Source organism: Methylobacterium sp. 275MFSha3.1, assembly GCF_900108435.1.
GTDB lineage: Bacteria > Pseudomonadota > Alphaproteobacteria > Rhizobiales > Beijerinckiaceae > Methylobacterium.
Map to the genome: position 1 here is coordinate 1 of NZ_FNWP01000063.1, position 7,258 is coordinate 7,258.

The following is a 7,258-nucleotide window of genomic DNA, read 5'->3' on the forward strand; positions in this document are numbered from 1 at the left end:
GCCCTCGACGATGGTGCTGGTGTGCCGGGCCTGCTCGACGGCCTCGCCGGCCATCCGCGCCGCGTGGCTGACCTGCTGGCTGATCTCCCCCACCGAGGCCGACAGTTCCTCGGCGCCCGAGGCCACGCTCTGGATATCGCCGGACACCCGCCCGGCGAGGTCGACGGCCTCCGCGGTCCGGCGGCTGGCGCCCTCGACGGCGGTGCCGATCGCGTCGAGGTCGACGCCGATCGCCCGCTGCGCCGCGACGCGCCGGTGGCGCTCCTGGACCTGCGCGGTGATGTCGGCGGCGAACTTGACGACCTTGAGGACGCAGCCGCTGGCGTCGAGGATCGGGTTGTAGGTCGCCTGGATCCAGACGTCGCGGCCGCCCTTGGCGATGCGGCGGAACTCGCCGCCGACGAACTCGCCCCGGCCCAGACGCTCCCAGAGTTCGCGGTAGCCGGCGCTGGCCCGCTCGGCCGGGTCCACGAACAGGCCGTGGTGCTGGCCCCGGATCTCCTCCAGGCGATACCCCATCGTCTCGAGGAAGTTGCCGTTGGCCTCCAGGATCGTGCCGGTCGGATCGAAGGCGATCACCGCCTGCGACCGGTGCAGCGCCGCGATCTGACCGGCGTAGTCGAGCATCTGCAGTTTCTGCGCCGTGACGTCGGACGCGACCTTGACCACCTTCACGACGCGGCCGGAGCGGTCGAGCACCGGGTTGTAGCTCGCCTGCACCCAGACGTACCGGCCGCCCCGGGCGATCCGCTTGAACTCGGCCACTTGGCAGATGCCCTGCCGCAGGGCGTCCCAGAAGGCGTGATATGCCGGGCTGTCCCGGTGCGCCGCCTCCACGAACAGGGCGTGGCGCTGGCCCCGAATGTCGGGCAGGGCGTAGCCCATCATCGTCAGGAAATTGGCGTTGGCCGTGATGATGGTGCCGTCCGGCTCGAACTCGATGACCGCCTGAGACCGGTCGAGGGCGTCTAATGTGAATGAAATATCCCTACGTGCGCCCCCAATACCGAACATGACTTCCCCCGAAGCGGATTAGAATTTTTGTAGCGATGTACGTCGAAGAACGCTTTGCTCAGAAAATGTCAACCGGGAATGTATATTGTTTCCAGGCATGAAGATTTCGCACAATAGTAAATTATCGATTATAGATGTTCTATCTGCTCCTTCATCAATTTGGACACCAGTATAGCTTCAATCAAAAGCGATGCGTTATAAGTCAAAATCATCTAGTAAGTGTGCCATTATACTCAGTTTGCCTTATAAGCGACTTTCCGGATTTCTGCAGAGATTGACCATATCTTTGGTTGATTGTCGGATGCCAGATTAAAATCAAAGTTGAATTGCCGCGAGTTGTGCTTCTTGTCGCAATGGGCCTCTGACCGAGCAAAGGCTCAGACCCCATTGAAGAGGGGCTATGCCGCTCGGCTTGTTTGGGGCGAGCGACTGCCTTCCCTTTCCGAGCCGAAGTTGCCAGTCGGCCGAGGAGTGACCGCTTTCGGGAAGCACCGCCTACTTCCGGACGGCTGGGTTGGGTCGCGTGCAGAAGGACCGCTCAGGGTAGGTTTCTGCCTGTCTGGTTTCGAGCGGATTAGCGGTGAAGCAGACATCGCCGTCGAGCTCGACCCACGATACCTACGGCAGTTGGAACTTCAGGATATCGCTTCAGCGCGCCGCACCCGGCTCGTGGATCGGGCAGCGGTTGAACCGCTCGCGGAACCCGGCCGAATGCCTGTAGGGGGCGTTGCGGGCGCGGTTGATGTTACCGAGGGGGCGGTGAGCTGCAAGGCCGGTCCAGACGCTGAAGCGCATCTCCTCGTCCACCGCCTGCACCCGGGCGGGGTCCCAACTGTCCTGCGGCTGAACCCGGACAACCCCAACCCGCTGGAACGGTGTCTCGTCCTCCTTCCACTCCATCGTCGGGTCCTCGACCGGCTGGCGTTCGAGGTCGCGGCAGAGTTGGACCCGGAACTCCCATTCGCCGGCAATGCCGATCATTTCAGACTGCACCGTCTCGCGAATGGCGTTCGGGCGGCCGGAGGCATCGATCTCAGTGCCGGTGAGGGCGGTCAAAGCCGGCGCGACGGGGGCCAGCGAGAACTTGGCAATGTAGTCGCCGTACCGGAACGGGGTCAGGCTGTAGTAGGTCTCGCCGAGCGGATCGACATTGGGCGCGCCGCCCAGCGAACCGATGGTGGGGCTGTCGATGCCCACCGCATGCAGAGCCTTGTTGACGCCGCGTAGGACCGTGGAGGCGGCGACCTTCAGCCCCTCGGCGCGGTCCGTGGTGCCGGCCAGCAGCTTGAGGCTGCCCAGGAACTTCTCGGCGTTCGGCGCTTGGAACACCTTGCCGTTGACCATGATGAAGTTCTGGGTCGTCCCCTCCGCATCCGGCAGGCGCTCGCCCTCGACGTCCAGCACCTTGAGGGCGAGGCCTCTGGGCAGGGAGACCGCATCGGGGAGGATGTCGCCGGCGTTGGTCGACAACCGCATATAGACCTTGTGCTGGCCTGGCTCGGCGAACAGGCCCTGGGCCAGTTCCGGGGACAGGCCGGCATCGATGGTGAGCACCCCTTCGAGGATGCCGTGGGACTTGGCGTGAACCGAGCGCATGGCGTGCCCGGAATCCGCCGCGACCCGGTTCAGGATCTTATCGAAGGTCTGGTTGAGCTGCTTGATGGTCTGCCCTTCGTCCGGCGTCACCGCCTCGACGTCAGGAGCGTATCGCACCGGTGATCGCAAGGTCTGTCTCCCGCTGGCGGCCAGGACAGAACACCCGCTCCCCCGGCCACGTTCCGGGTTGTGCGACATTCAATCGCCCATGAACGAGGTGTGGAACGGCAGGAGGCCGGCGCGGCTTGTCGGCAGTGCGGTCTTTCTCTCCGCCCAGGCACGGCCGCGATCCGGCGGCCTTCGGACCCCGCGTCCCGATCCCAGCCTTCGTCAAACCATCCCGCAGGCGGACGACACGTCGAGGATACGCCGATGACATTCCTTCGCTACGCCTCCGACGTCGAGACGCCCGCCCCGGACGAGCAGAAGTCCATCGACGGCATCATCCAGGGGATGACGCAGCAGTCGCAGGTGGTGGAGAAGCGCGAGCACCACGCGGTACGCGCGAGCCACGCCAAGAGCTCCGCCTGCGTCGTCGGGGATCTGGTCGTTCCGGAGAACCTGCCCCCGGAACTCGCGCAGGGCCTGTTCGCCAAGCCTGGAACGTACAAGGTGGCCGTGCGCTTCGCGCAGGGCCCAGGCGAGACCCTCGGTGACCGGGTGTCCACGCACCGCGGGATGTCGATCAAGGTCTTCGGGGTGCCGGGCGAGAAGCTGCCTGGGCACGACGTCGACACCCAGGACTTCGTGCTGGCCACCGGTACGACCTTCCCGTCGGGCACGGCGGCGGGCTTCCTGCGCGACGGCACGGTCATCGGGAAATCGACGGGCCTGCCGGAGGGCGTGAAGAGCGTCGTCGCGGCCACGGCGCGCAACCTCAATCGGGTTCTGCACGCGTTCGGCACGGAGAGCGCCATGGCCGATTTCCTCGGCCATCCCTACAGCCACCCGCTCGCCGACAGCTACTTCAGTCAGGCCCCGATGCGGTTCGGCGACTACGTCGCCAAGATCGGGGCGGTCCCGGCTTCGCCCGCCCAACGTAACCTCGCCGAATGGCGCCTTGATCCACAGGGGGACGAGGACGGTTTCCGTCACGCGGCCGCGGCCTTCTTCCGCGACAACGAGGTGGTCTACGAGTTAAAGGCGCAGCTTTGGGCGGATGCCGAGCGCCAGCCCATCGAGGATGCCTCGGTCGACTGGCCGGTCGCGATCAGCTCGTACCGCACGGTGGCGACGCTCCGCCTGCCCCAGCAGGATGCCTACTCCCCTAAGCGGGTTCGCTACTTCGACGAGGTGATGACCTTCCGCCCCGCGCACAGCCTCACGGCGCACCAGCCGCTCGGTTCGGTGATGCGGGCGCGGCTTCAGGTCTACCGGGCGCTGAGCGATTTCCGCCACCGGGAGAACGGCGTCACCGCCGAGAACACCGCATCGCCGGAGAGCATTCCGGCCTGAGGCCGACTCCTTCAGCGTCCCGAATGGACCGACAGCAGTCCCATCAACCTGAGGGACGCTGAAAGCCTCGACGGTTTCAGGAGCGGCTTCGGCCTCGGGACGACGGAGGCGGGACCAGCTACGTGGCTTGCGCCTTCGGATGGCGCCTTTTACCGAAATTATCTGTACTTTACGGCATATTTGCAAGCAACGGCCGCACAACATACGATTACCAACAACTGGATGGCAGTCTTACGGGAAGAATTTTACCTGAGGCTTGATCAACGATCCAGCCGACGCGTCCTTTGCGCGCATTGCGGGGAGCGAGACGATGGCCCTCGACACCGCCAGGGTGGCCGAGACTCGATTGTGCGCTAACTCGTCGTCGAGCCTGTCGCCAACGGGCGGGGACGATCCATGACCAAACGCCTTCGGACCATCGCCACCGGTTTCGCGGCCTTGATCGCCAGCACGGGCGCGGGCCTCGCGCAGGACCATGGGACGCACGGCGCGGTTGCGCTGCCGGATGCCGCGAGCGCGACCTACCAACCGGGACCGCCGAACCTACCGAAGGGCACGCAGATCAGCATGGTCTCGGGCGATCCGAGCAAGCCCGGCCCCTTTGTCCTGCGGGTGAAGTTTCCCGCCAACACGGTCATCGCGCCCCATACTCATTCCGAAGCCGAGACGCTGACGATCCTCTCGGGCTCGATCTATCACGAGCACGGCACGACCATCGACAAGGCGAGAGGCAAGGAGCTGCGCGCGGGCGGTTTCGTGTTTCTGCCCAAGGACATGCCGCATTCGCTTTGGACCACCGAGCAGCCGGTAGAGCTTCAGGTGAATGGCTCTGGACCCTTCGGGCTGAACTACATCAACCCTGCCGACGACCCGAGCAAGTCGGTTCAGTAGATCTGGTCCCTCGTACCAAACGCCTCATCCGAGGTGCCCGCTACGACGGACACTGCGCCCGCAATGGCCCCTCTGTCGTGTTGAGGAGGCGCCGCTGTTCGGCCGCGTCGAGGAGTCGAAGGAGACTGCAGATCCGTGCCCTGTCCTCCCGTCCATCTGCGCCGGCCTGATACCGTTTGCTCAGGGTAGAAACGCGACCTTCTGCTTTCGAGCCGCAAACGTAAGAAAGCGGACGCCCTTAGCCGTATCGCCAACGCTTCTGACAAGCACGAACACCAATCATCTATCCGGCGAGAACCGTGGCTTCGTCAAACTCGATAAGGCTTTAGGAGGCTCGCCGCACGTTCCAGAACACAGATAGGTGCTTGACCACGTCCTGTAGATCGTCCCGATAGGCAGTTCGGCTGAGATACTGCCCAAGGGGTAGGTAAGGCACCTCCTGCATCGCCAGCGCTTGGATGGCGTGGGCGATCTTCCTGCGACCGTCCTCGTCCGGCGCCTCGATCCAGGCCCCACGCATCGCCTCGATTTGCGGAAGATCGGGCCAGCCGAAGAAGCCCGTCTGCACGCCGCCGCAGCGCAGCACCTGCTCCACCGCCGGGTTCAGCATGTCGAAGCCGGACCAGTCGGTGCAGAAGATGTTCCAGCCGCCCTGGTCCGGAGGTGCCTTGTTGGCCCGGCGGGTGACCATGCTCCCCCAATCCGAGACGGCGTGCTGCACGTTCATGCCGATGCGCTTGAGCAGGTCATTCATCACATCGCCCATCGCGGCCAGCCGCGGTAGGTCGCCCGCCGCTAACAGGACGACACGCTCGCCCTTGTAACCGGCTGCGATCAGATCCCTCTTCGACCGCTCCAAATCGCGCGGACGCGTCAACGCCTCAAGACCCACATCGGACGCCATCGCCGTGTCGGGGGCGAACAGACCGACGCCGGTCCGGATCAGGTTCGGATCCGTGCCGTTGATCGCGGTCATGAAGTCCTCTTGCGAGAGTGCCTCCAGCAGCACGCGGCGAACCGCAGGGTTGTCAAAGGGTGGGTGCAGGTGGTTCATCACCCCGGTGCCCATCGTCCCCAGCCGACCCGATAACGGCGTGACGATCCCGCGGTCGGCTCTCAGTGTCGGCAGCAGGTCGTTGATTGGGTTCTCCCACCAGTCGACCTCGCCGTTCTTGAGCGCGGCTGCGGCCGTGCTGGGATCGGGCATGGTCGTCCACTCGACCCGGTCGAAATGCACCCGCTTCGGCCCGGCCACTCCAGAGACCTCCCCGTTTGCACGTGGCACGTAGTCCGGATTGCGGTCATAGACGACGCGGGCGCCGATGATGCGCTAGCGGGCGTTGAACCGGAACGGGCCCGAACCGACGACCTCGGGAAGCTGCTGCTTGGGATCGAGGACAGCCAGCCGCTCGGGCAGGATCAGGAGCGCCGGGGGGCCGAGCTTCGACAAGGTCGCCAGCATCAGATCGTAGGGCCGGTTGAGGCGGATGGTGAAGCTGCGATCGTCGAGGGCTTCCATCGCGTCGGTGCGTGCCAACAGCAATTGGCCCAGGTTGTCGCGAGGGGCCCACCGCCGGATCGAGGCGACGCAGTCGCGCCCGCGCACCGGCTCGCCGTCGTGGAACTTGAGACCCTCCCGCAGGCGGAAGGTCCAGCGCTTCCCGTCATCCTCCACCGTGTGGCCCTCGACCATCTGCGGCTGGGGCCTAAGATCGCCGTCGATTGCGAAAAGCTGGTCAAACACCAGCAACGCGTGGTTGCGCGTGACGTAGGCACTCGTCGTGAGGGGGTCGAGGATCGTGACATCCGCCTGTGGCACGAAGCGCAGGGTCCGCTGGCGGGCATTTTGCGCGAGCGCGGGTCTGGCAGGGAGGAACGAGGCGGCGCCTGCCGCGGCGGCGGCCCTCAAAAAGCTTCGACGCAGCATGAGTTGAGGCCTCGACAGATGCGCTGGAAGCGGCCCGCCCTCCTAGCCTAGCGGCGGCACATCGCGTGGCGCAAGCTACCATGCTGAATTGGCTTAGGTAGGGAACTCATACAACCAACTGCTGTTGCTCGTGTTTTCTTCCTGAGATTGGGGTTTCCAGCGCAGGAGGTTCGCGATGGCACGGTTGTTCTGGCTCTCCGATGAAGCCTGGGGGCGGATCGAGCCGCACCTGCCGCACGGCCAACCGGGCAAGCCCCGGGTCGACGACAGGCGAGTGATCAGCGGCATTCTGCATGTGCTGAAGGTCGGCTGCCGCTGGCAGGACACGCCCTCCGCTTACGGTCCGCACACGACGGTCTACAACCGCTACAACAG

At 64.9% G+C, this 7,258-nt stretch carries 5 protein-coding genes and 1 pseudogene; 3 read left to right on the forward strand and 3 right to left on the reverse strand.

Annotated elements, in window-relative coordinates:
- Both BLW78_RS30560 and BLW78_RS30565 read right to left on the reverse strand, forming a co-directional pair.
- A partial coding sequence (locus BLW78_RS30560) for a PAS domain-containing protein (protein WP_091684071.1) occupies positions 1 to 1,014 on the reverse strand: 1,014 nt, incomplete at its 3' end.
- 648 nt (positions 1,015 to 1,662) lie between these two features.
- A complete protein-coding gene (locus tag BLW78_RS30565) occupies positions 1,663 to 2,739 on the reverse strand; it encodes a catalase family protein (protein WP_170855297.1) in 1,077 nt (358 codons plus the stop codon).
- A gap of 243 nt (positions 2,740 to 2,982) precedes the next feature.
- Between BLW78_RS30565 and BLW78_RS30570 the strand changes: the two genes are divergently transcribed.
- Both BLW78_RS30570 and BLW78_RS30575 read left to right on the forward strand, forming a co-directional pair.
- Positions 2,983 to 4,065 (forward strand): catalase family protein, encoded by a 1,083-nt coding sequence (locus BLW78_RS30570; RefSeq protein WP_091684067.1) that lies wholly within the window; start codon positions 2,983 to 2,985, stop codon positions 4,063 to 4,065.
- 396 nt (positions 4,066 to 4,461) lie between these two features.
- The gene (locus BLW78_RS30575; RefSeq protein ID WP_091684069.1) at positions 4,462 to 4,956 is read left to right on the forward strand and encodes a cupin domain-containing protein; all 495 of its coding nucleotides are present in this window, start codon (positions 4,462 to 4,464) and stop codon (positions 4,954 to 4,956) included.
- A gap of 325 nt (positions 4,957 to 5,281) precedes the next feature.
- Here BLW78_RS30575 and BLW78_RS30580 read toward each other — a convergent pair.
- Positions 5,282 to 6,883 (reverse strand): annotated as a pseudogene (locus tag BLW78_RS30580) (ABC transporter substrate-binding protein).
- A 175-nt stretch (positions 6,884 to 7,058) separates the two neighbouring features.
- Between BLW78_RS30580 and BLW78_RS30585 the strand changes: the two are divergent.
- Positions 7,059 to 7,258: transposase (locus BLW78_RS30585; protein WP_139307723.1), on the forward strand; the 200-nt coding region annotated here is incomplete at its 3' end.